Origin of the sequence: Marilutibacter spongiae (assembly GCF_014145325.1) — a bacterium.
Classification (GTDB): Bacteria; Pseudomonadota; Gammaproteobacteria; order Xanthomonadales; family Xanthomonadaceae; genus Marilutibacter; species Marilutibacter spongiae.
In genome coordinates this window covers 70,550-96,296 of record NZ_JACHTF010000005.1, presented here as the reverse complement: position 1 = coordinate 96,296, position 25,747 = coordinate 70,550, and the positions used below count along the sequence as shown (strand labels likewise).

The window sequence follows — 25,747 nt, the reverse complement described above, 5'->3', positions numbered from 1 at the left end:
CGGTTTTTGGGTCCGCCGAACGGGTTTGGCCGCGCCCTGGCCGTAGGGTGGGTAGAGCCGAAGGCGAATCCCGCCGTGGGCGCAGCCGCACGCATGACGCGCGATGGCCCTTGCTTCGCGCAACCCATCCTACGGTGCCATGCGACCACCCCTCGTCATCCCCGCGATCGCCGGGATGTCCGGCTCCCCGCAACGGAAACGGGCGCCGCGAGGCGCCCGTTCCGACATGCCGCTGGCGACGCGCGCCGGCTCAGTAGCGGTAGTGCTCGGGCTTGTAGGGGCCGTCCACGGCAACGCCGATGTAGTCGGCCTGCTCCTGGCTGAGCGTGGTCAGCTTCACGCCGATCTTCTCCAGGTGCAGGCGGGCCACCTCCTCGTCGAGCTTCTTCGGCAGCAGGTACACCTTGTTCGCGTATGCGTCCTTGTTCGCCCACAGGTCGATCTGGGCGAGCGTCTGGTTGGCGAACGAGTTGCTCATCACGAAGCTCGGATGGCCGGTCGCGCAGCCCAGGTTGACCAAGCGACCCTCGGCCAGCAGGAAGATCGAGCGGCCGTCCTTGAAGGTGAACTTGTCGACCTGCGGCTTGATGTTCGTGCGCTCGACGCCGGACAGGGCGTAGAGGGCATCGACCTGGATCTCGTTGTCGAAGTGGCCGATGTTGCAGACGATCGCCTGGTTCTTCATCGCCTGCATGTGCTCGACGGTGATGATGTCCTTGTTGCCGGTGGTGGTGACGTAGATGTCGCCGCGGCCGAGGGTGTTCTCGATCGTGTTGACCTCGAAGCCCTCCATCGCCGCCTGCAGGGCGCAGATCGGATCGATCTCGGTCACCACGACGCGGGCGCCGTAGGCGCGCAGCGAGTGGGCCGAGCCCTTGCCGACGTCGCCGTAGCCGCAGACCACCGCGACCTTGCCGGCCAGCATCACGTCCATCGCGCGCTTGAGGCCGTCGGCCAGCGACTCGCGGCAGCCGTAGAGGTTGTCGAACTTGGACTTGGTGACCGAGTCGTTGACGTTGATCGCCGGGACCAGCAGCTTGCCGTCCTGCGCCAGCTGGTACAGGCGGTGGACGCCGGTGGTGGTCTCTTCGGAGACGCCCTTCCAGCTTTCCACGACGGTCGTCCAGAAGCCCGGGCGCTCGGCATTGACGCGCTTGAGCAGGTTCTTGATGACCTGCTCCTCGTGGCTGCCCGAGGCGCTTTCGACCCAGCTCGCGTCGCCCTTCTCGAGCTCATACCCCTTGTGGATCAGCAAGGTCACGTCGCCGCCGTCGTCGACGACCAGCTCCGGGCCGAGGTAGCCACCCTTTCCGTCGGGGAAGCTCAGCGCCTCGAGGGTGCAGTCCCAGTACTCTTCCAGCGTCTCGCCCTTCCAGGCGAAGACCGGGGTGCCGGTGGCGGCGATCGCGGCCGCGGCGTGGTCCTGCGTGCTGAAGATGTTGCACGAGGCCCAGCGCACGTCCGCGCCGATGTCCTTGAGCGTTTCGATCAGGACGGCGGTCTGGATGGTCATGTGCAGCGAGCCGGTCACGCGCACGCCCTTGAGCGGCGCTTGCGCGGCGTGCTTGCGGCGGATGGACATCAGGCCCGGCATCTCGTGCTCGGCGATGTCGATTTCCTTGCGGCCCCAGTCGGCCAGCGAGATGTCGGCGACCTTGTAGTCGCCATCCTGGGAAAAGGTCTTCTGTACAGCGTTCATGTGGACTCCGGTTCTGTGCGCCCCGGCGGCCGTCGGCCGTCGCGGAGGCGGGGGTTCGCAGACCGGGCGCCGTTGGTGCATGTGAAACCCTGCCGAGCCTGGCCGCCGGCGGTGGCCGTCCCGGGGGACGATCGCGGCGGTCGCAGCGCCCCTCGGCGGGGCAGGGGCGCATTCTACCGCGAGCCGCGCCCGCTGGCGTCCCGCCGGCGCCACCCGTTCAGCCGTCGCAGTCGTCCAGCCAGGGCGCCGGCTCGAGCGCATTGAGGGCAATGCGCAGGGCATCGTTCCATTGGCGCTGGAGGGTCATCAGGTAGGGATCGGTTTCCTCCAGGCGGCGCTGGATCGGCGCGCCGAGGCTGTCCCGCCGATATACGAGCAGGTCCAGCGGCGGGCCCACCGACAGGTTGGCGCGCATGGTCGAGTCCATCGACACCAGCGCGCACTTGCTGGCCTCGTGCAGGGACGTGCCCGGCACGATGACGCGGTCGATGATGGGTTTGCCGAAACGCGTCTCCCCTGTCTGGAAATACGGCGTCTCGGGGGTGCTTTCGATGAAATTGCCTTCCGAGTACACCAGGAACAGGCGCGGCGCCTCGCCAGCGATCTGCCCGCCGACGATGAAGCTGCCGGTGGGGTCGATGTCGCGCGCGCGCAGGTAGGCCTCGTCGCGCGCGCGCACCTCGCGCATGCAATCGCCCACGAGCTGCGCGACGTCGACCATCGAGCGCGCGTTGTGCAGGCCCGGCCGGTCGGGCTCGTGCCGGGCGCGTTGGTCGAGCAGGTTAAGGACGTTCTGGGTGAGCGACAGGTTCCCCGCCGACAGCGTCACCAGCAGGCGTTCGCCGTCGTTGCCGAAGGTGCGCATCTTGCCGGCGCTGCGCAGGTCGTCCACGCCGGCATTGGTCCTTGCGTCGGACAGGAACACCAGGCCGGCGTCGAGGTTCATTCCGATGCAGTAGGTCATGGGCTCCGGGCCGCATGGCGGCAGGTCGCGGGAGTGTCATTGTGCCGGGACGGCGGGGCGTGGCAAGCGCGGTTCACTGGCGCATCGCCGACTGTGCCTGCGACGGGCCCCGCGTGCCATCGCCCACGCGCGCGCCCTGGCCGTCGGCCGACATGAACTGGCGGTGGATCTCGTCGCCAAGCCGGGCAAGCCGCCCCATCGCGTCGTGCAGCCAGGCTTCCAGCCCGCTGTCGACGATCTCGTCGAGCCGGGCGTACTGTACCTGGGCGGCGAGCGAGCCGGCCTGCCGCACGACTTCCAGTCCGTCGTGCCCGGCCAGCGCCTGCAGGACCTCGTGGAGGCGACCGACGCAGGTGCGCAGCGAGCGCGGGTTGCCGCCGTTGAGCAGCATCAGCTCGGTGACCGTGACGGGATTGACCGAGTCCCGGTAGAGGCGGCGATACGTTTCGAAGGCGGACAGCGATTGCAGCAGGGCGCTCCACTGGAAGTACTCCACCGCGTCGCGGACCTCGCGGCTCTCGGCCAGGTCGGCGTCGCTGCCGACGACGTCCAGCATGCGGATGGCCCAGTCGGCACGCTCGATGAAGGTCCCCAGGCGCAGGAAGTGGTAGCCCTCGTCGCGGCCGAGCGTGCCGATCATGACCCCGCGGAACGAGGCCGAGCAGTTCTTGATCCACTCCAGTACGCCGCTGATGCCCTCGTTGCGGATCCGCGCGGCGTCGATGCCGCGCATCTCGAGCCAGGTCGCGTTGAGGTCTTCGTACATCTCCGCGGTGATCGCCACGCGCTGGGCGCGCGCGTTCTCGCGGGCTGCATGGAAGGCCTGTTGCACGGAGGAGGGGTTGTCCGGCGACAGCAGGAGGAAGTCGACCACGGTCTCGCCGTCGACGCGGTCGTGGCAGGCCTCGAAGCGCTCCGCCACGCCCAGCGCTTCCAGCGCGCGGCGCCAGGGCGCGGCCTGCGCCTTGCCGCGGTCCAGGCGCTCGGGCAGCATCGCGATGCGCTGCGTCACGTCGAGCAGGCGGGCGGTGTTCTCGGCGCGCTCCATGTGGCGCGCCACCCAGTACAGGTCGTTGGCGGTCCGGCACAGCATCAGCGGGCTCCTCCGGGCAGTGGCGCGTCGGTATCGAGCACCCAGGTGTCCTTGGTGCCGCCGCCCTGCGACGAGTTCACCACCAGCGAGCCTTCGCGCAGGGCCACCCGGGTCAGGCCGCCGGGCATGACGTGGATCTTTTCGCCCGAGAGGATGTAGGGACGCAGGTCGATGTGGCGCGGCGCCAGGCCGCTCTCGACGAACGTGGGGCAGGTGGACAGCGACAACGTGGGCTGGCCGATGTAGTTGTCGGGATCGTCGAGGATGCGCTGGCGGAACGACTCGATCTCCGCGCGGGTGGCGGCCGGGCCGACCAGCATGCCGTAACCGCCGGCGCCATGGACTTCCTTGACCACCAGGTCGGCGAGGTTGTCGAGCACGTACTGGCGCTCGTCGGGGTGGCGCAACTGGTAGGTCGGCACGTTGTGCAGGATCGGCTCCTCGCTCAGGTAGAAGCGGATCATGTCCGGGACGAACGGGTAGATCGACTTGTCGTCGCCGACGCCGGTGCCGGGTGCGTTGGCCAGGGTGACGTGCCCGGCTCGGTAGGCATCGAACAGGCCCGGGACGCCGAGCATCGACTCGGGGCGGAAGACGGTCGGATCGAGGTAGTCGTCGTTGATGCGGCGATAGATCACGTGCACGCGCTGCGGACCGCGCGTGGTGCGCATGTAGACCATGTCGTCGCGCACGAACAGGTCGGCGCCCTCGACCAGTTCCACGCCCATCTGCTGGGCGAGGAAGGCATGCTCGAAATAGGCCGAGTTGGCCGCGCCCGGCGTCAGCACCGCGACGATCGGGCTGTCGACCGCGGGCGGCGCCGCCTGGCGCAGGATCTCGAGCAGGGCGTCGGGATAGCGTTCCACCGGCGCGATCTGCTGGCGGGCGAACAGTTCCGGGATCAGGCGCGCCATCATCCGCCGGTTCTCCAGCATGTACGACACGCCCGAGGGCACGCGGAGGTTGTCCTCGAGCACGTAGTACTCGCCGTCGCCGGCGCGCACCAGGTCGATCCCCGAGACGTGCGAGTAGATGCCACCGGGGACCGCCAGGCCCTGCATCTCACGCCTGAACTCGCTGTTGCCGAGCACCATCTGCGCCGGCACGCGGCCTTCCTTGAGTATCCGCTGCTCGCCGTAGACGTCGCCCAGGAACAGGTTGAGCGCATGCACGCGCTGGCGCAGGCCGGCTTCGAGCATCCGCCATTCCGACGCCGGCAGGATGCGCGGCACGATGTCGAACGGGATCAGGCGCTCGTTGCCCGACTCCTCGCCATAGACCGAGAAGGTGATGCCGACGCGGGTGAAGGAGATCTCCGCCTCGCGGCGCTTGCCGGCGATGATCGCGTCGGGGGTCTCGCGCACCCAGTCGTCGAAGGCCCGGTAGTGCGACCGGACCTCGCCGGCCGCGTCGTGCATTTCGTCGAACCTGTCGGGCATGGGCATGCTCCGTCACCAAGGGGGAGTGCCATAACTGTTGGCGTGCCCGCGGGACGGTGCCGGTGCGGCCGATCGTGGCGCTGCGGCAGGCCGGTGGAGGGCGCCCGCCACGCGAGGCGGCGCCATGCGGGCCACGGGTCCGCGACACGGGTGCGGGCCTACGGCACGGCCATCAAACACCATCGGGCGGCAAGGTGACATGAAAACGGGCCGCAAGCGGCCCGTTCCGGAGAGCGGCGCCCCGCGCCGGGCGCCGTTGCGCTTACTTGAGCTTCGCGGCCTTGCGCAGCTCCTCGGCCTTGTCGGTCTTTTCCCAGGAGAAGGCCGTGGCGACCTGCTTGGTGCCGGCGCCGTCGACGTAGCTGACTTCCTTCGGCTTGCGGCCGAAGTGGCCGTAGGCCGCGGTGTCCTGGTAGATCGGATGGATCAGGTCGAGCATCTTGACGATCCCGTAGGGGCGCAGGTCGAAGTGCTTGCGGATCAGTTTCTCGATCTTGTCGTCGCTGATGCGGCCGGTGCCGAAGGTGGTGACCGAAATCGAGGTCGGCTCGGCGACGCCGATGGCGTAGCTCACCTGCACTTCGCACTTGTCGGCCAGGCCCGCGGCGACCACGTTCTTGGCGACATAGCGGGCCGCGTACGCGGCCGAGCGGTCGACCTTCGAGGGGTCCTTGCCGGAAAACGCGCCGCCGCCGTGGCGGGCCATGCCGCCGTAGGTGTCGACGATGATCTTGCGCCCGGTCAGGCCGCAGTCGCCCACCGGGCCACCGATCACGAAGATGCCGGTCGGGTTGATGTGCACCTTGTTCCTGGGCAGGGCGTCGAGCCACTTCTTCGGCAGCACCGGCTTGAGGATGTGCTCGCGCACGGCCTCGACCAGGTCCTTCTGCTTGATGCCCGGGTCGTGCTGCGTCGACAGCACGACGGCATCGAGGCCGACGATCTGGTTGGCGTTGTCGTAGCGCAGGGTCACCTGGCTCTTGGCATCCGGGCGCAGCCAGGGCAGCGGCGAGTTGCGCTTCTTGCGCACCTTGGCCTGCTGCTCGACGAGGCGGTGGCTGTAGTAGATCGGCGCCGGCATGAATTCCGGTGCCTCGTTGCAGGCGTAGCCGAACATCAGGCCCTGGTCGCCCGCGCCCTGTTCTTCCGGCTTCTTCTGCTTCTTCGCGCTGCCGTCGACGCCCGCGGCGATGTCCGGCGACTGCTTGCCGAGCATGTTGATGATCGCGCAGGTGTGGCCGTCGAAGCCAACGCCGGAATTGTCGTAGCCGATCTGGTTGATGACGTTGCGTGTCAGCTCCTCGATGTCCACCCACGCGGTGGTGGTGACTTCGCCGGCGACGATCGCCGCGCCGGTCTTCACCAGCGTCTCGCAGGCCACCCGGGCGCGCTTGTCCTGGGTCAGGATCGCGTCGAGGACGGCATCGGAAATCTGGTCGGCGATCTTGTCCGGATGGCCTTCGGACACGGATTCGGAGGTGAACAGGTAGCTGGACATCGAGGCTATATCCTTCAATTCGGATAAAGGGATGGCGAAATGATACAGGCTGCCGGGCGGACATGCATTGTGCCTCGTCCGACCGTTTCCTGCGGGTTAAGCCATCCGCGGGGTTCGCAGCCTGCCCGGACCCGTGTCACGGACCTGTCGTCGCGGCGACACATGCGCGTCGCGCGTTGGCCGCAAGCTGCCGCCGACGGCCTCACGGTCGCCAGTGATGCGAACGGATGGGCCGGATCGAAGAGCGTCTGCAACAGCGTTTCCCGCACTGGTTCAGTGGCCGCAGGTCGCGCCTGTCGCGGCCCCTGCTCAGGACCCTGGGCCGCTGGTCGCGACTGGACGAGGCCGAACGCTTCCTGGAGGCGAACCGCCACCTGCGGGGCTTCGATTTCGTCACCGCGGCGCTGGACTTCCTCCAGGCGCATTACGTCGTCGACCCCACCGAGCGAGACCGGATTCCAGCCCGCGGTCGCCTCCTGGTCATCGCCAACCATCCTTCCGGCGCGCTCGATGCGCTGGCCCTGCTCGATCTCGTCGGCAGCGTGCGCCGCGACGTGCGCATCGTCGCCAACGAGCTGCTGTCGATGGTGGATGGCCTGGACGGCCTGCTGCTGCCGGTCCGGGTGATTGGCGGGGCCGCAGGCGTCGAGAGCCTGCGCGCGGTGCAGGCGGCGCTGGAGCAGGAGCACTGCGTGATCGTGTTCCCCGCGGGCGAGGTCGCGCGCCTGGGGCTGCGCGGCGTCTCCGACGGTCGTTGGCGGCGCGGCTTCCTGCGCTTTGCCCGGCGCAGCGGCGCGCCGGTCCTGCCGATCCGCGTGCAGGCCCGCAACTCGGCGCTGTTCTATGGCGCGTCGGCGGTCTTCAAGCCGATGGGCACCATGTTGCTGGCGCGGGAAATGTTCGCCCGCCGGCGCCGACGCGTCACCCTGCGCATCGGGCGCCTGCTGCACCTGCCCGCGGACACCGAGCCGGCGGACCTGCTGCGCCGCGTCCGCCGCGAACTGCACGCGATCGGCACGCGCCGCGCGCCGCCGGCGGGACGGCTCGATGACGCACCGGTTCCCCTCGTACCGCCCGTCGATGCCGACGTGGTCGCGCGCGGCGTGGCGCGCCTGGCCCTGCTGGGCGCCACCGCCGACGGCAAGCAGATCCGGGTCGGCCGGCTCGCCACCGGTTCTCAGCTGCTGCGCGAGATCGGGCGCCTGCGCGAGCTGACGTTCCGTCGCGTCGGCGAAGGCACCGGCTCGGCGCTGGACCTGGACGCGTACGACGGCTGGTACGAGCACATCGTGCTGTGGGATGCCCCGGCGCGCCGGCTGGCCGGGGCGTACCGGGTCGCCCGGGGTGCCGACGTGCTGCCGACGCGGGGGCTCGCCGGCCTGTATACCGCATCCCTGTTCCGCTACGCCGACGCGTCCCTGCCGCGACTGCTGGAAGGCATGGAGCTGGGACGCAGCTTCGTGGTGCCGGAGTACTGGGGCAGCCGCAGCATCGACTACCTGTGGCAGGGCATTGGCGCCTACCTCGTGGCCCACCCCGGGGTGCGCTACCTGTATGGACCGGTGTCGATCAGTGCCGCGCTGCCGGTCGACGCGCGCGAGCAGATCGTCGCCTATTACAGCCGCTTCTACGGGAGCGCCGAGGGGCAGGCGGTGTCCAATCGACCCTTCAGCTACCGCGCCGCGCCGCCGGGCTTCGACGAGGCCCTGGACGCGGACACGGCCTTCGCGGTCCTGCGCGACAACCTCGAGGCGATGGGGGCGGCGCTGCCCATGCTCTACAAGCAGTACACCGAGCTGTGCGAACCCGGTGGCGCCCGTTTCCTCGCGTTCGGCGTCGACCCCGGCTTCAGCGACTCGGTGGATGGGCTGATCGAGGTCGACATGCACCAGTTGCGGCCGCGCAAGCGCGCGCGCTACCTGCAGGTGCGCCCCCCCGAGCCCCTGCACGACACCCCCGGGACGCCTGGAGCCTGTCCGTGAAAGCACCCCCCGCGCATGGCACGCCCATGAGCCGTCTCCCCGCCAGGCGCCGCGCCGTGTTCATCTCGGACGTCCACCTGGGATCCAAGCATTGCCACGCCGCCGAGCTGGCGGACTTCCTCGGCGGCCTGCGCTGCGATCGTCTCTACCTGGTCGGCGACATCGTCGACCTGTGGTGGATGGCACAGCGCCGGGCGGTGTGGAAATCCCCCCAGCAACGGGTCGTGGAAGCGCTGCACGCCCTGGCCCGGGCCGGCACCGAACTCGTGTACGTGCCCGGCAACCACGACCGCCCGGCCCGCAGGTTCTGCGGACTGGCCCTGCCGCGCATGCAGGTCCGGCGACGCACCATCCACGTCACCGCGGACGGGCGGCGCCTGCTCGTCACCCATGGCGACGACTACGACGACGCCACCCAGTTCGGCGGCCTGCAGGAGCGGCTGGGCGACTGGCTCTACTACCGCATCCTGACCGGAAACCAGTGGCTCAACCGCGCCCGCCGGCGCCTGGGCCTGCGCTACTGGTCAATGTCGGAATTCCTCAAGCGCCGCAGCGGCGCCGCGGAGCGCTACATCGCGCGCTTCGTCGGCGCCGGCCTGGCCGACGCGCAGCGTCGCGGCCTGGACGGCATCGTGTGCGGCCACATCCACCGGGCCGCCCTGTTCGAACGCGATGGATGCGTGTATGCCAACGACGGCGACTGGGTGGAAAGCCTCACCGCGTTGTGCGAGGACCCCGATGGCAGCCTGCGGCTGCTGTCGCACACGGGCGAGACCCTGGCGCTGCTGCCGGCCTTGCCCGCCACCTCGACGCCGTCCCGCGAGGCATTCCCGAGCGCGGCCTGACCGCGCCCGGGCAGGACCTCCGGGAGGGGACCCGGGGGGCGAGGGACCGGTAGCATGCAAGCATGGATTCCCTCACCCAGATCGTCCTCGGCGGCGCCATCGCGGCCGCCATCGCGCCCCGCGGGCACCGGCGCGCCGCGCTGCTCGCGGGCGCCGCGCTCGGCACCTTGCCCGACCTCGACGTGTTGCCCATCCATCTGTTGACCGACGACCCGGTACGGCGGATGACCTGGCACCGCAGCCTCAGCCACTCGCTGCTGGTGCTGCCCTTCGTGGCCTGGGCCATCTGGGCCTGGTGCAAGGGCCGCGGCCAGCGCGTCGCGCAATCGCCTCGCCGCTGGTTCTGGGCGATCCAGCTGGCCTTGTGCACGCATCCCGTGCTCGATGCGTTCACGGTCTACGGCACGCAGCTGTGGTGGCCCCTGCCGACGCGACCGGTGATGTGGTCCAGCGTCTTCATCATCGATCCGCTCTACACGATCTGGCTGCTCGTGGCCTGCCTGGTGGCGTGGTTCGCGCGCGAGCGACCCGTGGCGCGCCACGCACTCGTCCTGGGACTGGCCATCAGTTCGCTGTACCTGGGCGCATCGCTGCTCGCCAAGTCGGCGGTGGACCGCGTCGCCGGCGACACGCTGTCCGAGCGCGGCCTTGCCGACGCGCCACGCTTCTCGGTGCCCATGCCGTTCAACATCCTGCTCTGGCGGGTGGTGGCGATGACACCCGAGGGTTTCCTGGAGGGCGAGCGTTCGCTGGTCGCCGACACCGGGCCGATGACGTTTCGCGCGTATCCGTCCGACGCACGCGCTTTCGCGCAGGTCGCCGACTACCCCAGCGTCAGCCGCCTGGGCTGGTTCAACCACGGTTTCATGAAGGCCGAGCAGCGCGACGGCCAGCTCGTGCTGTCCGACCTGCGCATGGGGGCCGAACCCGACTTCAGCTTCCGCTTCGCGGTGGCCCAGGCGCAGGAAGGCGGTTGGCGCGAGATCCCGCCCACGCAGCTGGAGTGGCCCTGGGAGGCCAGCCGCCGGCTGGGCGACATGTGGCGTCGCATCTGGCATTCGCCGGCGCCGCCGCCGGAGGACGAGCGGGTCGCGCAGGGCGGGGGCGCGGCGCCGCGTCGCGCGGCGCCTGCCCTTGAGCGCTGAACGCGCGTGCGTGCCTACAGCGTGCGGTCCGACCGGAGCTCGCCGGGCAGCTGCACGACCACTTCACGGCCTTCGCTGTCGCGCAGCGCGACCGATTCACCGCGGATGAGGCGTTCGTGGGCATCCTTGCCGACCGCACGGGTGAAGCGCGCGAGCGCGCGGTCGTAGGTGTAGCGGTACTCGGCGAAGGCGGTACGGTTGCCGAGCACCATCTGTACCTTGCGCTCGCTCAGGCCGGTGATGCCGGACAGGTCGCCGACGGGGTCGTTGCCGGCGATGGCGGGCATGGCCGCGAACGAGGCCAGTACGAAAAGCGTGATCTTGCCGTTCATGGGGGTCTCCTGGGCGCCGGGACGCGGCAGCGGAGGATACTGCCGATGGGGACATCCCGGCATGTGCATTGGAGCGCCATTCGTGTCCAGGTGCATGAGCCAGACGCACCGGTGACCTTTGGCTGGCACGCTTGATGCTTGCCGCGCGCCCGCCGGTCGTGCCTCAGGCGGCCGCGGTCAGGCGCGGCGGCTCGCCCGCCACCAGGGCATCGAAATAGTCGGCGGTGATCCGCAACTGGTCGTGGGCGGTGTCGGCGCGGTTGACCGTCGCGCGGAACAGCGCGCGCTGTTCGAGCGTGTGCTCGGGGCGGTCCCTGGCATACCAGCCCAGGTGCTTGCGCGCGATGCGCACGCCCGAGGCCTCGCCGTAGAAGGCATGCAGGTGGCGCAGGTGGGAGAGCAGCACGTCGCGCACCTCGGCCAGTGACGGTGGCGCCAGCCGGGTGCCCGTGGCCAGGTAGTGCGCGATCTCGCGGAAAATCCAGGGCCGTCCCTGCGCGGCGCGGCCGACGAGCAGCGCGTCGGCGCCGGTGTGCGCCAGTACGTAGGCGGCCTTCTCCGGCGAATCGATGTCGCCGTTGGCGAAGACCGGGATCGACAGCGCCGCCTTGACCTCGGCGATGGTGTCGTACTCGGCGACGCCGGTGTATTGCTGGTCGCGCGTGCGCCCATGCACGGCCAGCGCGGCGATGCCGCAGTCCTCCGCGATGCGGGCGATCTGCAGGGCGTTGCGCTGGTCGCTCGCCCAGCCGGTGCGGATCTTCAGCGTGACCGGCACCTCGACCGCGGCGACCACGGCCGCGAGGATGCGCGCGACGCGTTCGGGCTCGCGCATGAGCGCCGAGCCGGCCCAGGCATTGCAGACCTTCTTCGCCGGGCAGCCCATGTTGATATCGATGATCCGCGCGCCATGTTCGACGTTGTGCCGGGCCGCCTCGGCCATCACCTCGGGCTCGGTGCCGGCGATCTGAACGCTGACCGGTTCGGGCTCGCCTTCGTGGTCCATGCGGTGGCGGGACTTGGCGGTGTTCCAGAAGCGTGGGTCGGACGTGGTCATTTCCGACACGCACAGGCCCGCGCCCATGCGCTTGCACAGGATGCGGAAGGGCTTGTCGGTGACACCGGCCATCGGCGCCAGGACGAGGCGTGGCGCGATGGCGTGCGGACCGATGCGGAAGCCGTCGTGGGACATCCGTGCATTGTAAGGCGCGGCGTGCGCCCGGCGCCGCCGCGGCGTGGCCGGTGGGGCGCTCAGGCCGTCTTGTCGTTGAGCAGCGCGGACGGCGCGTGCGTCATCACCGACTGGATGCCGTTGTCCCGCGCGGACGTGCTGCTGTACATCTGGCTGTGGCCGATGACCTGGCCGTTGCTCGCCTTCAGGTTGAAGTAGGGGCTGCCATTGGAGGCGGTGAGGCGCTCGAAGAAGCCTTCGTCCTCACTGTGCTTCTTGACCGACTCCACCCCGTTCAGGCACGCCGCCTTGGCCGAGTAGCCCTCGCTGGTGAGGATGACCTGCCCATTGCCCGCCATCAGGTTGAACTGGAATTCGCCGTTGCTGCGGGTGCTGATCTCGAATTTTCCGGCCATGCGCTTTCTCCCTGAAAGTGTGACGAGTTCCTCAAATACGAGGCCCGGGAGCAGGCTAGGGCAAGTGTTGTTAATCCGACGTTAATTTTCAGGGTCGCGCGCCTGGGTCCAGGAAGCGCGCCCGGAGCTCGCTGCGGTGGGGCATGGACAGCGCGGCGCCGGTCTTCTCGGTCGAGAGCGAAGCGAAGCGCACCGCGTCCAGCAGCACCGCCGCCAGATCGCGATCGGGGCCCGCCGCCAGGGCCGCGGCCAGTGCCCCGTTGAACGCGTCGCCGGCCCCCGTGGTGTCGATCGCCTCGACCCGTGGGGCGGCCACGCGCAGGCACGCCGGGCCGCCGTCGGCCCGCGCGGCTTCCGGCCGGGACGCGAACACGCCGGCCGCGCCGAGCGTGACCACGACCGTCCCGGACGGGAGCAGGCGCCGGCACAGGGTGTGCAGCGATGCGTCCGTCCGCGCGGCCAGGGTCTCGGCATCGACCTCCAGCCCGCAGCAGCGCTCGAGCTGCATGCTGAACTCGGTTTCGTTGGGCGTGGCGAAATCGGTGAGCGCCCAGAGCGCGTCGGGCACCCCGGCATCGGCGGGGGCGGGGTTGAGGATCGTCGTGATGCCGCGGCGGCGGGCCTCGGCGAACCCCGCCATGACCGCGTCCACCGGCGTCTCGAGCTGGGCCAGCATCACGCGCGCACCTTCGAAGCGGTCGGCGACACCCGCCACGTGGGCCGAGTCGAGCCGGGCATTGGCGCCCGGCCCGACGATGATGCTGTTGCGGCCGGTGGCGTCGACCTGGATGCCGGCGGTGCCGGTGGCCTCGTCAACGCGCAGGGCCAGCATCTCGATGCCTTCCGCCGCGGCCAGCGACAAAGCCAGTTCGGCGCCGGGATCGCGTCCCAGCGCGCAGGCGAACCGGGTATCCGCGCCCGCGCGTCGCGCGGCCACGGCCTGGTTGAAGCCCTTGCCGCCCGGGCCGCTGCGGTAGCGGCCGGCGAGGGTTTCGCCGGGACGCGGCAGGCGCTCGACCGTCCAGACGTGGTCGACGTTGAAGGAACCGATGACGACGACGGCCGCGGACATGGGGCGACGTCAGGCGAAGTGCGTGAGCACGCCGGCGATGGTGGCGGTCATCAGGGTCGCTATCGAGCCGCCGAGCACCGCGCGCAGGCCGAAACGCGCGAGATCGTGGCGCCGCTCCGGGGCGATGCCGCCGATGCCGCCGATCTGGATCGCGATCGAACTGAAATTGGCGAAGCCGCACAGCGCATAGGTCGCGATCAGCCGGCCCTGGTCGGTCAGCGCCACGCCCGGCACGTTGCCGCGCAGGATCTCGCCGAGCTGCACGTAGGCGACGAACTCGTTGAGCACGACCTTGGTCCCGATCAGGCCGCCGACGGTGCTGGCGTCCTGCCAGGGCACGCCGATCGCCCAGGCCAGCGGCGAAAGCAGGTAGCCGAGCAGGGACGACAGGTCGGTCGGCCGCCCTAGCACGTCCTGCAGGCCGGTGACTTCGCCGATCCAGACCAGGGGCGCGTTGAGCAGCGCGATCAGCGCGATGAAGGCCAACAGCATGGCGCCGACGTTGAGCGCCAGCTTGAGGCCGTCGGCGGCACCGGCCGCGGCGGCGTCGATGACGTTGGTGGTGGTTTTCTCCACGTCCATGCGCACCGTGCCCAGGGTCAGCGGGGTCGCCGTCTCGGGCACCAGGATCTTGGCGATCAGCAGCGTCGCCGGGGCGGCCATGATGCTGGCGGTGATCAGGTGCTTGGCATAGAACGCCTGCTGCGCGGGGTCGCCGCCGCCCAGCAGCATGACGTAGGCGCCGAGCACGCCACCGGCGATGGTCGCCATGCCGCCGACCATCAGGGTCAGCAACTCGGACTCGGTCATCTTCGAGATGTAGGGCTTCACCACCAGCGGCGATTCTGTCTGTCCGATGAAGGCGTTGGCGCACACCGACAGGGTTTCCGCGCCGGAGACCGGCATCAGACGCGTGATCACCCAGGCCATGCCCTGGACGACTTTCTGCATCACGCCCAGGTGGTAGAGCACGCTCATGAAGCTGGCGAAGAAGATGATCGTCGGCAGCACCTGGAAGGCGAACACGAAGCCGAACTTCTCCGGATCGGTGAAGTCGCCGAAGATGAAGCGCGCACCCTCGGTGGTGAAGCCCAGCAGGGTGACGAAGCCGCGCGAGAGCATGTCGAACACGCTCGCCCCCCAGGGCGTGAGCAGCACGAAGCCGGCGATCAGCAGCTGCATGACCAGGCCGATCCCGACAAGGCGCCAGTTGATCGCCTTGCGGTTGTTGGAGAAACACCATGCGATGGCGAGCAGAACGACGAGGCCGAACAGGCCGAACCCGATCCGGGTGATGAATTCCACGTATTGACCCCTGCGGCCGCGATGGCGCGATAGACAAGGCGCCAGCCTAGTGCAGGGTCGCGAGGACGGGCAAGCGCGAACGCGCCGGGCCGGCGTTTCAGGCCTCCCGGGCGACGACTCGGTCGCGGCCGGTCTGCTTGGCGCCCTGCAGGCGCTGGTCGGCGCGGCGGAGCAGGGCCGAGAGGTTGCGGCCGTCGTGCGGGTAGCTGGCCAGGCCGGCGCTGAAGCTCAGGCGCACGGCATCGGCGCCGCGCTCGGGCTGGTAGGGGCGGTCGGCGAGGATCCGGCGGATCGCGTCGACACGCTCCCATGCCGTGCCCACCGGCTTGCGCAGCACCAGCACGAACTCGTCGCCGCGTACCCGCGCCAGCCATTCGCCGGCGTCGATCATCTCGTTGAGCATCGCCACGACGTGGCGCAGCACGCGGTCGGCCTCGGCATGGCCGATCTCGTCGTTCAGGCGCCGGAACCGGTCCAGGTTGATCAGGGCCAGGGTCAGGCTGCTGCCGTCGTCGTCGGCCGCCTCGAACAGGCGCGGCATGCGGTGGATCAGCCAGGTGCGATTGGGCAGGCCAGTCAGCCCGTCCGTGCCGGACATCTGCACCAGCTGCTGCATGCGATAGACGATCATCGCGGTGACCAGGGTGACGATGACCAGCAAGAGCAGGCGCTGCACCTGGCTGCCAACGGTGACCGTGCCGTAGTCGATGGAGATCAGCTGCTCGGGGGAGTCGGCCACCAGCAGGATGCACGCATAGAGCGTTCCGTACTGGATCAGTGCCAGCAGGCCCGCCATCAGGGTGACGCGGCCGTCGTTGCGCAGGCCCGTGAGCAGGATCGCGAGGATGTACCCGCACCACACGATCAGGCTGTTGAGGCCGGCCGGCAGGTGCTGGCTGGCGAGCATGGCCAGCACCAGGGTGGCCATGCTGACGTCGAACGCGGTGGTCACGAACGGCAGCCAGCGGAAGCGGCGGCGGCGGCGCGCCAGGGCCATCCAGACCTGGGCGAAGACGTTGACGACCACCGCGCCCGCCAGGCCGATCAGGTTTTCGTCGATGCGGCCGCCGCCCAGCATGTTGGCCAGCGGCAACAACAGCAGCAGCACCGCGATCACCGCGCGCAGGCGAGCCACCATCAGCTCGCCGCTGGCGCCGATCTCGAGCATGATCTCGTCGGGCCGCGTCAACAGCGTGGAGATGACGGCCTTCAGTCCATGGTCGGTCGCTGCCAGCATTGGGAGGTCCCCGTCACGATGGCGGCAGGATAGCCGGTGTCGCCGTCAGCCGCCCAATGCGCGCCAGAACGCCCAGGCCGACAGCGCCAGGAACACCCCGGCCGCCGTCAGTCGCGCGGCCTTCAGCGGCAGGCGGGAGGAGAAGCGGCTCCCCAGGACCACCACCGGTACGTTCGCCAGCAGCATGCCCAGCGTCGTGCCCAGCACGACCTCCCACAGCGGCGAGTACTTCGCGGCGATCAGCACGGTCGCCACCTGGGTCTTGTCGCCCATCTCGGCCAGGAAGAACGCGATCAGGGTGGCGATGAAAGCCCCGCGCGCCGGCAGCGACTCGTCCTCGTCCAGGGTGTCGGGCTTGAGCGTCCACAGGGCCACGGCCAGGAAACTGACCGCTACGATCCACTGCAGCACGCTGGGCGACAGCCAGCCCGAGGCCAGGCTGCCGAGCCAGCCGGCCAGCGCGTGGTTGAGGAGCGTCGCGACGAGGATGCCGGCAACGATCGGCCAGGGCTTGCGGAAGCGCGCCGCCAGCATCAGGGCGAGCAGCTGGGTCTTGTCGCCGATCTCGGCGAGCGCGACGGTGCCGGTGGAAATGAAAGTGGTGGAAAAGGGCAGGGCATCCATATCGGGTCCAGGGTCTCGATGCGGGCCGGGCTTTCGCAGGACGCGAAGGCGGACGCCGCACGGCCCGGCCCGGGTACGCGCAACGCCTGCCTTCGGTCTTGCCCGGTCGTTCCTGGACGGATGTCGACTGCGCGCGCCATGGCCTGCCGGCCAAGTGTGTTGACGTCGCGCCCCGGACCCGCGCTGGGCGGCCGGTGGGCTACTCCCCGGAGGAAGAGTGCGCGGATTGTACCGGCTTCGCGCCGCCGTGGGTACCGATACACTGAAGCCTTCCCAACGTTGGAGCCCGCCATGCAATACCGTCGCCTCGGTTCGTCCGGCCTGCAGCTGTCGGCCCTGTCGTTCGGCGCCTGGATCACCTTCGGTGCGCAGATCGGCCGTTCTCAGGCGCGCGACCTGATCGCCTGCGCCTGGGACAACGGGGTCAACTTCTTCGACAACGCCGAGGTCTACGCCAAGGGCGAGGCGGAGCGGGTGATGGGCGACGTGATCGCCGACCTGCGGCTGCCGCGCGACGGCTTCTGCATCTCGAGCAAGGTCTACTTCGGCAGCGCCCGGGACCCCGCCCCGACCCAACGCGGGCTCTCGCGCAAGCACGTGACCGACGCCTGCCACGACGCCCTCAAGCGCCTGCGCGTCGACTACCTGGACCTCTACTATTGCCACCGCGCCGATCCCGATACCCCGGTCGGCGAGACGGTGCTGGCCATGGATGCGCTCATCCGCCAGGGGAAAGTCCTGTACTGGGGCACGTCGGAATGGTCGGCGGCCGAACTGCGCGAGGCCTGCAAGTTCGCCCGCGCGAACGGTCTGCATCCGCCGACGATGGAGCAGCCGCAGTACAACCTGCTGCACCGCAAGCGGGTGGAGCTGGAGTACGCGCCGCTCTACGGCGAGTACGGGCTGGGCACGACGATCTGGTCGCCCCTGGCCTCGGGCGTGCTGACCGGCAAGTACAACGACGGCATTCCCGGCGACTCCCGGCTGGCGCAGGAGGACGCGGCCTGGCTGCAGGACAACATCCGCGGCGAGGCCGGCGCCGAGCGCCTGGCGCGGGCCCGGCGCTTCACCGCGGTCGCCGCCGAACTGGGCGTGGACCCCGCGCCGCTCGCGATCGCGTGGTGCCTGCGCAACCCGCACGTGTCGAGCGTGATCCTGGGCGCCAGCCGCACCGCCCAGCTCGAGCAGAACCTGAAGGCGCTCGAGGTGCTCGAGCAGGTGGACGAGCGCGGCTGGCAACAGGTGAAGGCCGCGACGGCCTGAGGTCCGTGGGCAGGGCATTCGCGCCTGCCCACGGCTTGACTCGAAAATGAGAATGATTATCATCAGCATCTCATTCACAACGAGTCACGGCCATGTCCATGCGTCATTCGATCGCTGCTTCGTCCGTTGCCGTCCAGTTCCCGTCGCGCGCCGTCGAGCGCGCGGCGTCGCTCAAGCCCTCGGGCCTGGGCCTGCCCACCCCACGCGTGCCCCGCGGTGCGCTGCTCGACAGTGACGCCCTGCTGCGTGGCGGGCGCGAGGTGCTGATCCAGCACGGCGGCGAGGTCTACCGCCTGCGGCACACCCGCAACGACAAGCTGATCCTGACCAAGTAGCACGATGCTGCCCTAGGCCGCGCCCGGCGGCTTTCCCCGGAAAGCCCTCTCTCCCCCGCCGGGCGCGGCATGCCAGGGACGGCATGCCCGCCATCGCGTTCGCCGCTGGCGGGCCCCTTTCCTGCGTCCGCCCCCTGGCCGCCGGTCGCCACGCCGGCCCGCGCCACGGGCGGGTGTGCCCGACATTCCGAACGCCGAGACCACCATGCCTTCCAGCCCGCTCCATCCGCTTTGCCTGGCCATCGTGCTGGAGCTGCCCGTGCCCGCCCTTGCCGACGCCCCCGGTGGCGATGCCATGGCCGCCGCCGGCGCCAGTACCGCGACCGGAACCGAACTCGACCGGGTCGTGGTCACCGCCACCCGGACCGCCCGCGAGATCGCCGACGTGCCCGCGACGGTCTCGGCCATCGATCGCAGCGAGATGGACGCCATGCTCGCCCGTGACCTCGATTCCCTGTTCCGCTACGAACCGGGCGTCACCGTGACCCGCGACGTCGGCCGCTTCGGCATCGGCGACGTGCGCATCCGCGGCCTCGGCGGCAACCGGGTGCGTATGCAGACCGATGGCATCGGCGTGTCGGACGCGTTCTCGATCGGCAGCTACTCCAACGCCAACCGCAACTTCGTCGACCTGGACACGCTCAAGGCGGTCGAGGTGGTGCGCGGGCCGGCCAGCGCGCTGTACGGCTCCGACGCCCTGGGCGGCGTGGTGGCCTTCATCACCAAGGATCCCGAAGATTATGTGGGCACCGACGACAGCTTCTTCGGGTTCAAGCTGGGCTACGACGGTGACTGGCAGGGCCTGTTCGGGGGCATCACGACCGCGTTCGCCGGCGATCGCTGGAGCGGCCTGGTGGCGGTCGGCCACCACCAAGGCCAGGACACGGAGAACATGGGCTCCAACGACGTCGCCGGTAGTGCCCGCACCACGCCCAACCCTCAGGAGCGCGACGGGCGCAGCCTGCTGTCCAAGCTGGTGTTCGACGTCAACGACAAGCACCGCCTGCGCCTGACGGTCGAAGGCAACGAGCATCATGTCGACACCGACGTGCTGTCGTCCGTGGGTTTCAATGCATTGACCCGCACGACGACGACGTCGCTGACCGGGCGGGACCACCAGACCCGGGCACGCGTGTCGCTGGACTGGCAGGCGAGCGGACTCGATTCGGCGCTGGCCGACGGCTTCGAGGTCAAGCTGTACCGCCAGGACAGCGAGACGACGCAGGATACCGCCGAGGACCGCATCCTCGCCTCGGGTGCGGCGCAGACCCGCCTGCGCTCGTTCAACTTCGACCAGCGCGAAGTCGGCCTGCAGGGGAACGTCTTCAAGGCGTTCGCGACCGGCAGCGTCGAGCATGCATTCACCTATGGCTTCGACCTGTCTACAGAACGCGTCCGCCAGAAGCGCGATGGCCTGGTGGTCAATCCGGGCGGCATCTCCACGCCAGTGATGCCGCCGGACGTATTTCCGGTCAGGGATTTTCCGAACAGCGAGACCAACAACGCGGCGCTGTACCTGCAGGATGAAATGACCTTCGCCGACGGCCGCGTCACCCTGGTCCCCGGCCTGCGCGTCGACCATTACCGGCTCGAGCCGAAGGTGGATTCGATCTTCGCGGAAGACAACCCGGGCGTCGTGGTGGAGGAGCTGAGCGAGACCAGCGTGTCGCCCAAGCTGGGCTTCGTCTGGCGCTTCAGCGAGGCCTGGTCGACCTTCGCCGGCTACTCGCATGGTTTCCGTGCGCCGCCGTACAACGACGTCAACCTGGGCTTCACCAATCTGCAGTTCGGGTACACCGCCATCCCAAACCCGGACCTGCAGCCGGAGACCAGCGACGGCATCGAACTTGGCCTGCGCTACGCCGGCGATACCGCCTACGCCAGCCTGTCGGCCTACTACAACCGCTACGACGATTTCATCGAGTCCCTGCGCCTCATCGGCTTCAACGACCAGGGCCTGATGGTGTTCCAGTCGCAGAACGTCGAGGACGCCGAGATCCAGGGCGTCGAGTTCAGCGGTGGCCTCGACCTTGGCGGCTACGCCGACGGCCTGGCCGGCTGGTCGCTGCGCGCGGCGGCGACCTGGGCCGAGGGCGAGGACCGTTCGGATGGCACGCCACTCGCAACCGTCGATCCGCTGCGTGGCACGCTCGGCCTGGCATACGACGCCGAGGCCTGGGGTGTCGAGCTGGCCGGTCGCTTTGCCGCGCGCAAGCGCGACCTCCCCGTCGATACCGACTTCGCGACGCCGGGCTACGGCGTGCTCGATCTGCTCGCGCACTGGAACTTCGCACCGGGTGCAACCGTCAACGCCGGCGTGTTCAACCTGGCGGACCGGACCTACTGGGACACCGGCGAACTGCCGGTCGGTACGCTTGCGAGCAGCGGTACGCTCGAGCGCTACACTGCGCCGGGGCGCAACGTCGGCGTCAGCCTGTCGGTGAACTGGTGACCCTGGCCATGGTTTCTCCAGCACTGAAGATCCTCAAGCACGCATTTGCCAGGCAAAGGTCCGACACCATGAAATCCGCACTCGCCACCCTCGTCCTCCTGTCCGCGACCGCACCCGCGCTCGCGGGCGAGCCCGCCGCCGCCGACCGCACCGCCATCCTCGCCATGCAGGGTGAATACATCGTCGACTTCGCCTTCGACGAAACGGTGACCCTGCAGGCCGGCTACGAGCGCAACCCCGCCATGCGCAGCGGCGGCGACGAGACCGTCATCGTCGTCGAGGACAGCCCGGGCCGGATCGTGCTGCAGCACATCCTGGTCGACGCCAAGAGCCAGCATGTGACCAAGCACTGGCGGCAGGACTGGACCTACGAGGCGCCGACACGCTTCGAGTTCAGCGACACCCAGACCTGGACAGTGCGTACAGTACCCGCCGCGCTGAACCAGGGCGCATGGACGCAATGCGTCTACGAGGTCAGCGACGCGCCGCGCTACTGCGGCACCGGCCGCTGGGAACACCAGGGAGGCATCTCCACCTGGACCAGCGACCTCGGCTGGCGCCCGTTGCCCCGCCGCGAGTACACCAAGCGCGAGGACTACAACGCGTTGTCCGTGGTGAACCGCCATACCGTCACTCCGAATGGCTGGACGCACGAGCAGTTCAATACCAAGGTCCAGCGCAACGCCGATGGCAGCCACGTGGCGCTGGTCCGTGAGTTCGGCTTCAACGACTACCAGAAGGCCGAGGAGGTCGACTTCAGCGCGGCCTATGCCTACTGGGATGCGACGCAGGCGTTCTGGGCAAAGGTGCGCGCGCGCTGGGACGGGTTCCTCGTCGAAGGGACGGGGGCCCGACTGAAGACGAAGATCGATGGCATGGCGATGATCATCCCGCTCTTCGGGCAGGCGGCGCGCCTGGAGGACGGCGGCGAGGTCGATGACGCCGACATCGATGCGGTGTTCGACCGCTGGGTATCCGCGCCGCCGCGCGGCACGCGCTGAACCTGCCGGCGCACGCGATCAGGCGAAGACCCGTGCCTGCTCCATGCCCGGTGCCGCGGGTGCGGGCGGCGGCGGTGGCGGTGCCGGCGCGGCAGGTACCGCGGTGGAGGGCGGGGCCGGGGGCGTCGGGGGCGTTGGCACGGGCGGAGGCACCGCGTCGGGTGCGGCTGGCGCGGGCGGCGGGGGTGGCGGTGCCGGCGGGCGCGGGATGTTGATCACCATCGGCTCGGGAACGGTGACCTGGGCGATGGCGGTCTTGCGGTCGCGCAGGTACTCGACCGCGACCCGGCTGCCCGACGGCTTGCCGCGCAGCGCATCCATCGCCTCGCGTGGCGTCGCCACCGGCTTGCCGTCCACCTTGCGGATGACGTCGCCGCTCTGCAGCCCCTTGAGCTCGGGGCCGGTGCTGAGCACCAGCACGCCGCTGCCGGTGCCGAAGTAGCGGCCCAGCGAGGCATCCACCGACGCCAGGTTGAGGCCGTTCCAGCGGAAGGCCTCCATCAGCAGCGGCGAGGCACACGTGCCGCCGGCGCAGTCGGCGCGGCCCAGGTCGATGATCTCGGTGCGCACGCGGGGCGCCACCATCGGCGAGGCGACGCCGCCCTGGGCACTGCCGTCGGGGTTGCCTCGGATCAGGATCGTCTCGTGGGCGCCGGAATCGCCGGAGGCCAGGACATGCGTGAAGCCGTCGGCCTCGACTTCGAGCCTGCCGTCGCCGGCCTGCTGCCAATGCACGCGGCCGCGGGGGAACGTCGTGGTGCCGTCGCCACCCCGGAATACCATGACGCGCTCACTCACGGTCGGGGTGAGCGCCAAGGTGCGCTGCGTACCGTCGCGCTCGTAAGCGATCGACACCGGCGTGTCGGTCGAGAGGTCGGACAGCAACTCGCGCGAACGCGCCAGGCGCGCGTCGGCATCGGCGGCGGCGACCGTTTGCCCGTCGACCGCGAGCAGGCGGTCGCCGCTCCTGAGGCCGGCCCGGGCGGCCGCGCTACCGGGCGTCACCGCGGCGATCCGCACGCCCTTGTCCGCATCGGGCGCCAGTACCACGCCCAGGACCGGCGAACGCTGGAAGCGACGTTCCAGGACCATGGGCGCTTCCGGCGCGCCGCTTGCGCGCGACAGTTCGGCCACGCGACGCGCGGCACGATCCAGGTCGGCGCGTGCCTCGTCGAGCGCCTTGCGTGCCGCCGCGGCATCCGCGGGCGGCGAGGTCTGGGCATGGATCGCGCCGGCGGCAAGGGCCAGGCCGCAGGCGAGCCAGAGGGCACGGGAAGTCAGGGCATTCATGGGAACCTCGTCGGGTGTGTTCGAAACAGGGTGTGGCGTCAGTCCACGCGGACCAGGGTGGCCTCGTCGTCGCGGCCCTGGGCGGCCATCAGCCGCTGGGTGAATTCCAGGCCGGCGAGGTCGCGCAGCGCATCCACGCGCGCCTGCCAGAGTTGCAGTCGCGCGTCGGGCAGCAGGCCGGGTTCGGAGAGCGAAACGTCGATGCCGCCGATGCGCGCGTCGATCGCCGTGGTCATCGCCGCCGCGGTGGCGCTGGACATGCCGTCGTCGCGGGCGAGCATCACCACCGCTTCCAGGCGTGCCGACTCGTCGTACAGGCGATCGAACGCGTGGGTGGTCGGGGCGGTGCGTGCGTCGGCCGGAGGCGTCGCCCGCGTCGCGAGGGTGGCCAGGTGCGGGGCAGGCGCATCCCCGCCATCCGGGGCGGCCGACCCGAGCGACGCGGCGCGCGTGGCTTCAGGCGTGGTCGCGGCGACGGCGAGCGGCGTCGGCGTGGCGGCGATCGGGATCGGCGCCGCGTCTTCGCGCACCGGCGGCGGGGAAACGTCCGCTCGCGCGAGTGTCGACGGGGCCGATGTCGACGGTGCGCCGGGCGACGGTGCGGGCGCGTCCAGGCGCGGCACGGCGATCCCGATCGCCAGGGCCAGCGTCGCCGCCACAGCCCATGCGGCCACGGTTCGCCGGCGCCGCCGGCCATCGCGTGGGCGCACGGCCGGGATCGGGTCGGCGACCACGATCGGTCTGCCGGCCATGGGCAGGCGCGTGGCCAGGCGCGGCCAACCGTCGCCGGCGGGTGTCTCCAGTTCCAGCGCGAGGAAGGCGTCGCGCCAGCCCTCTTCGGCCGGCGTGCGCCGTGGCGAAGGCACGGGCGGATCGGCGAAGCCGGTGTCGGGGGTGTCAGGCATGTCGGCTCTCCGGAACCAGTGTCGCGCGGGTCGTGGCGGCGGGGGCGGCGTCCAGCAACTGGCGGAGCCGGCGCGTGCCACGCGCGACCTGCGATTTGGAAAAACTCGCGCTGCGGTCCATCAGCAGCGCGATCTCATCGTGCGTGTAGCCTTCGGCGTGGTACAGCCACAGCACGCTGCGGGTGAGGGCGGGCAGGGCGGCGAGGGCGCGCTGCAGGCGGGCGGCGTCGGCGGCGGCCGAGGGCAGCGGTCCTTCGTCCTGCAGCCAGTGGTCGTCTTCCAGCGCGACATCCTGCGCGAAGCGCCGCTGGTGGCGCAGGCGCATCAGCGACTCGTTGACGGCGACCTGGCGCAGCCAGCCCCAGAACGGACACCCGTTGCGGTGGCGGAACTCGCCCAGGTGGCCGAAGACCTTCAGCATGGTGTCCTGCAGCACGTCCGCGGCCGACTCGCGGTCGCCGCACATGCGCAGCGCCAGCGTGAACACCGGCCGCTCGAACCAGCGATACAGCAGTTCCATCGCCGCGTGCTCGCCGTCCCGCGCCCGTGCCAGGAGGGCGTCGGGAACGTCGATGGCGAAGCTGGAGGGCGAGGCGGCGGGCATACATCCATCCTAGATGCCCACCGGCGCGAAAGCGTCGCAGTCCGTCGGCTCCCGCCCGGCGGCGGCCCGCCGCGGCGGCGGCGGTGTCTATACTCCACGCAGGATCAACGTCGGGGGTGGGGCATGGACTTTGGAACGCTGTTGTCGCTGGTGCTGCTGTTCGCCGGCGTGGTCATCCTGTTCAAGACGGTGCGCATGGTGCCGCAGGGCTACGAGTGGACGGTCGAGCGCTTCGGCAAGTACACCCACACCATGACCCCGGGCCTGCACTTCCTGGTGCCGGTCGTCTACGGCGTCGGCCGCAAGGTCAACATGATGGAACAGGTGCTCGACGTACCGTCCCAGGACGTCATCACCAAGGACAACGCCGTGGTCAAGGTGGATGGCGTGGTCTTCTTCCAGGTGCTCGACGCGGCCAAGGCCGCCTATGAAGTGTCCAACCTGGAGGTGGCGATGATCGCCCTGGTGCAGACCAACATCCGCACCGTGATCGGTTCGATGGACCTGGACGAGTCGCTCAGCCAGCGCGAGACCATCAATGCGCAACTGCTGACGGTGGTCGACCAGGCCACCAACCCGTGGGGGGTGAAGGTCACGCGCATCGAGATCCGCGACATCCAGCCGCCCAAGGACCTGGTCGACGCGATGGCGCGGCAGATGAAGGCCGAGCGCGAGAAACGCGCCAACATCCTCGAGGCCGAGGGCTTCCGCCAGGCCGCCATCCTCAAGGCCGAGGGCGAGAAGCAGTCGGCCATCCTCGAGGCGGAGGGCGAGCGCGAAGCCGCGTTCCGCGAGGCCGAGGCACGCGAACGACTGGCCGAGGCCGAGGCGAAGGCGACGCAACTGGTGTCCGACGCCATCGCCCAGGGCGACGTGCAGGCGATCAACTACTTCGTTGCGCAGAAGTACGTCGAAGCCTTCAAGTCCCTGGCAGAGGCGCCGAACCAGAAGTTCGTGCTGATGCCGATGGAGTCCTCCGGGATGATCGGGTCGCTGGGGGGCATCGCCGAACTCGCGCGCCAGGCGATGGGCGACAAGCCGGCGCCGCAACCGCCGCGCATCGGGGGCTGAGTCC

The 25,747-nt window shown here is 69.9% G+C and carries 23 protein-coding genes and 1 riboswitch; of the genes, 8 read left to right on the top strand and 15 right to left on the bottom strand.

Annotated elements, in window-relative coordinates:
* Window positions 1-250: 250 nt before the first annotated feature.
* The 5 genes from ahcY to metK form a co-directional block, all read right to left on the bottom strand.
* The gene (gene ahcY, locus H4F98_RS05995) at window positions 251-1,699 is read right to left on the bottom strand and encodes an adenosylhomocysteinase (RefSeq protein ID WP_182685862.1); all 1,449 of its coding nucleotides are present in this window, start codon (window positions 1,697-1,699) and stop codon (window positions 251-253) included.
* Between the two features lie 57 nt (window positions 1,700-1,756).
* Window positions 1,757-1,859, bottom strand: a riboswitch (S-adenosyl-L-homocysteine riboswitch).
* 57 nt (window positions 1,860-1,916) lie between these two features.
* Window positions 1,917-2,663, bottom strand: a complete 747-nt coding sequence (locus H4F98_RS05990; RefSeq protein WP_182685861.1) for a proteasome-type protease — start codon at window positions 2,661-2,663, stop codon at window positions 1,917-1,919.
* 73 nt (window positions 2,664-2,736) lie between these two features.
* Window positions 2,737-3,756, bottom strand: a complete 1,020-nt coding sequence (locus H4F98_RS05985; RefSeq protein ID WP_182685858.1) for an alpha-E domain-containing protein — start codon at window positions 3,754-3,756, stop codon at window positions 2,737-2,739.
* Window positions 3,756-5,195: a circularly permuted type 2 ATP-grasp protein gene (locus H4F98_RS05980; protein WP_182685856.1), complete on the bottom strand. Its 1,440-nt coding sequence runs from the start codon at window positions 5,193-5,195 to the stop codon at window positions 3,756-3,758. The genes H4F98_RS05985 and H4F98_RS05980 overlap by 1 nt, the downstream gene beginning before the upstream one ends.
* A gap of 262 nt (window positions 5,196-5,457) precedes the next feature.
* Window positions 5,458-6,693, bottom strand: coding sequence for a methionine adenosyltransferase (gene metK / locus H4F98_RS05975; protein WP_182685855.1), 1,236 nt, complete (start codon window positions 6,691-6,693; stop codon window positions 5,458-5,460).
* Window positions 6,694-6,920: 227 nt separating this feature from the next.
* Between metK and olsF the strand changes: the two genes are divergently transcribed.
* The 3 genes from olsF (at window position 6,921) to H4F98_RS05960 (ending at window position 10,665) form a co-directional block, all read left to right on the top strand.
* Entirely contained in the window at window positions 6,921-8,675 is a 1,755-nt protein-coding gene (gene olsF / locus H4F98_RS05970) for a bifunctional ornithine lipid synthase OlsF (protein ID WP_182685853.1), read from the top strand.
* A gap of 26 nt (window positions 8,676-8,701) precedes the next feature.
* Window positions 8,702-9,520: a UDP-2,3-diacylglucosamine diphosphatase gene (locus tag H4F98_RS05965; RefSeq protein ID WP_182686024.1), complete on the top strand. Its 819-nt coding sequence runs from the start codon at window positions 8,702-8,704 to the stop codon at window positions 9,518-9,520.
* Between the two features lie 62 nt (window positions 9,521-9,582).
* Window positions 9,583-10,665 carry a metal-dependent hydrolase gene (locus tag H4F98_RS05960; RefSeq protein ID WP_182685851.1) on the top strand — a complete coding sequence of 361 codons (1,083 nt, stop codon included), beginning with the start codon at window positions 9,583-9,585 and terminating at the stop codon, window positions 10,663-10,665.
* Between the two features lie 14 nt (window positions 10,666-10,679).
* Here the strand turns inward: H4F98_RS05960 and H4F98_RS05955 are convergent, their stop codons facing one another.
* The 7 genes from H4F98_RS05955 to H4F98_RS05925 form a co-directional block, all read right to left on the bottom strand.
* Window positions 10,680-10,997, bottom strand: a complete 318-nt coding sequence (locus tag H4F98_RS05955) for a hypothetical protein (RefSeq protein ID WP_182685849.1) — start codon at window positions 10,995-10,997, stop codon at window positions 10,680-10,682.
* Window positions 10,998-11,160: 163 nt separating this feature from the next.
* Window positions 11,161-12,189 carry a tRNA dihydrouridine synthase DusB gene (dusB, locus tag H4F98_RS05950; RefSeq protein ID WP_182685847.1) on the bottom strand — a complete coding sequence of 343 codons (1,029 nt, stop codon included), beginning with the start codon at window positions 12,187-12,189 and terminating at the stop codon, window positions 11,161-11,163.
* Between the two features lie 59 nt (window positions 12,190-12,248).
* Window positions 12,249-12,584, bottom strand: a complete 336-nt coding sequence (locus H4F98_RS05945) for a YegP family protein (RefSeq protein WP_182685845.1) — start codon at window positions 12,582-12,584, stop codon at window positions 12,249-12,251.
* Between the two features lie 88 nt (window positions 12,585-12,672).
* Window positions 12,673-13,656, bottom strand: coding sequence for a ribokinase (locus tag H4F98_RS05940; protein WP_182685843.1), 984 nt, complete (start codon window positions 13,654-13,656; stop codon window positions 12,673-12,675).
* A 9-nt stretch (window positions 13,657-13,665) separates the two neighbouring features.
* Window positions 13,666-14,961: a NupC/NupG family nucleoside CNT transporter gene (locus tag H4F98_RS05935; RefSeq protein ID WP_343064736.1), complete on the bottom strand. Its 1,296-nt coding sequence runs from the start codon at window positions 14,959-14,961 to the stop codon at window positions 13,666-13,668.
* Window positions 14,962-15,058: 97 nt separating this feature from the next.
* Window positions 15,059-16,198: a GGDEF domain-containing protein gene (locus H4F98_RS05930; RefSeq protein ID WP_182685841.1), complete on the bottom strand. Its 1,140-nt coding sequence runs from the start codon at window positions 16,196-16,198 to the stop codon at window positions 15,059-15,061.
* A 45-nt stretch (window positions 16,199-16,243) separates the two neighbouring features.
* A complete protein-coding gene (locus tag H4F98_RS05925; RefSeq protein ID WP_182685838.1) occupies window positions 16,244-16,822 on the bottom strand; it encodes a TMEM165/GDT1 family protein in 579 nt (192 codons plus the stop codon).
* 291 nt (window positions 16,823-17,113) lie between these two features.
* On the opposite strand from H4F98_RS05925, the gene H4F98_RS05920 reads away from it, so the two are divergent.
* The 4 genes from H4F98_RS05920 to H4F98_RS05905 all read left to right on the top strand — a co-directional run bounded on the left by H4F98_RS05920 (window position 17,114) and on the right by H4F98_RS05905 (window position 21,873).
* The gene (locus H4F98_RS05920) at window positions 17,114-18,085 is read left to right on the top strand and encodes a potassium channel beta subunit family protein (RefSeq protein WP_182685836.1); all 972 of its coding nucleotides are present in this window, start codon (window positions 17,114-17,116) and stop codon (window positions 18,083-18,085) included.
* Window positions 18,086-18,183: 98 nt separating this feature from the next.
* Window positions 18,184-18,420, top strand: coding sequence for a hemin uptake protein HemP (locus H4F98_RS17025; protein WP_182686020.1), 237 nt, complete (start codon window positions 18,184-18,186; stop codon window positions 18,418-18,420).
* Between the two features lie 205 nt (window positions 18,421-18,625).
* Entirely contained in the window at window positions 18,626-20,872 is a 2,247-nt protein-coding gene (locus H4F98_RS05910; RefSeq protein ID WP_281368129.1) for a TonB-dependent hemoglobin/transferrin/lactoferrin family receptor, read from the top strand.
* A gap of 68 nt (window positions 20,873-20,940) precedes the next feature.
* Window positions 20,941-21,873 (top strand): DUF6607 family protein, encoded by a 933-nt coding sequence (locus H4F98_RS05905; protein ID WP_182685834.1) that lies wholly within the window; start codon window positions 20,941-20,943, stop codon window positions 21,871-21,873.
* Between the two features lie 18 nt (window positions 21,874-21,891).
* Here H4F98_RS05905 and H4F98_RS05900 read toward each other — a convergent pair whose 3' ends face one another.
* Genes H4F98_RS05900 through H4F98_RS05890 form a run of 3 tightly spaced genes read right to left on the bottom strand, consistent with a single transcriptional unit; the run spans window position 21,892 to window position 24,672 of the window.
* On the bottom strand, window positions 21,892-23,163 hold the full coding sequence (locus tag H4F98_RS05900) for a PDZ domain-containing protein (RefSeq protein WP_182685833.1): 1,272 nt from the start codon (window positions 23,161-23,163) through the stop codon (window positions 21,892-21,894).
* Between the two features lie 38 nt (window positions 23,164-23,201).
* The gene (locus H4F98_RS05895) at window positions 23,202-24,068 is read right to left on the bottom strand and encodes a hypothetical protein (protein ID WP_182685831.1); all 867 of its coding nucleotides are present in this window, start codon (window positions 24,066-24,068) and stop codon (window positions 23,202-23,204) included.
* Entirely contained in the window at window positions 24,061-24,672 is a 612-nt protein-coding gene (locus H4F98_RS05890) for an RNA polymerase sigma factor (protein WP_182685829.1), read from the bottom strand. Before H4F98_RS05890 ends, H4F98_RS05895 begins: the two co-directional genes overlap by 8 nt.
* Before the next feature lie 123 nt (window positions 24,673-24,795).
* Here H4F98_RS05890 and H4F98_RS05885 point away from each other — a divergent pair, with 123 nt between their 5' ends.
* Entirely contained in the window at window positions 24,796-25,743 is a 948-nt protein-coding gene (locus tag H4F98_RS05885) for an SPFH domain-containing protein (RefSeq protein WP_182685827.1), read from the top strand.
* The last annotated feature ends 4 nt before the right edge of the window (window positions 25,744-25,747 follow it).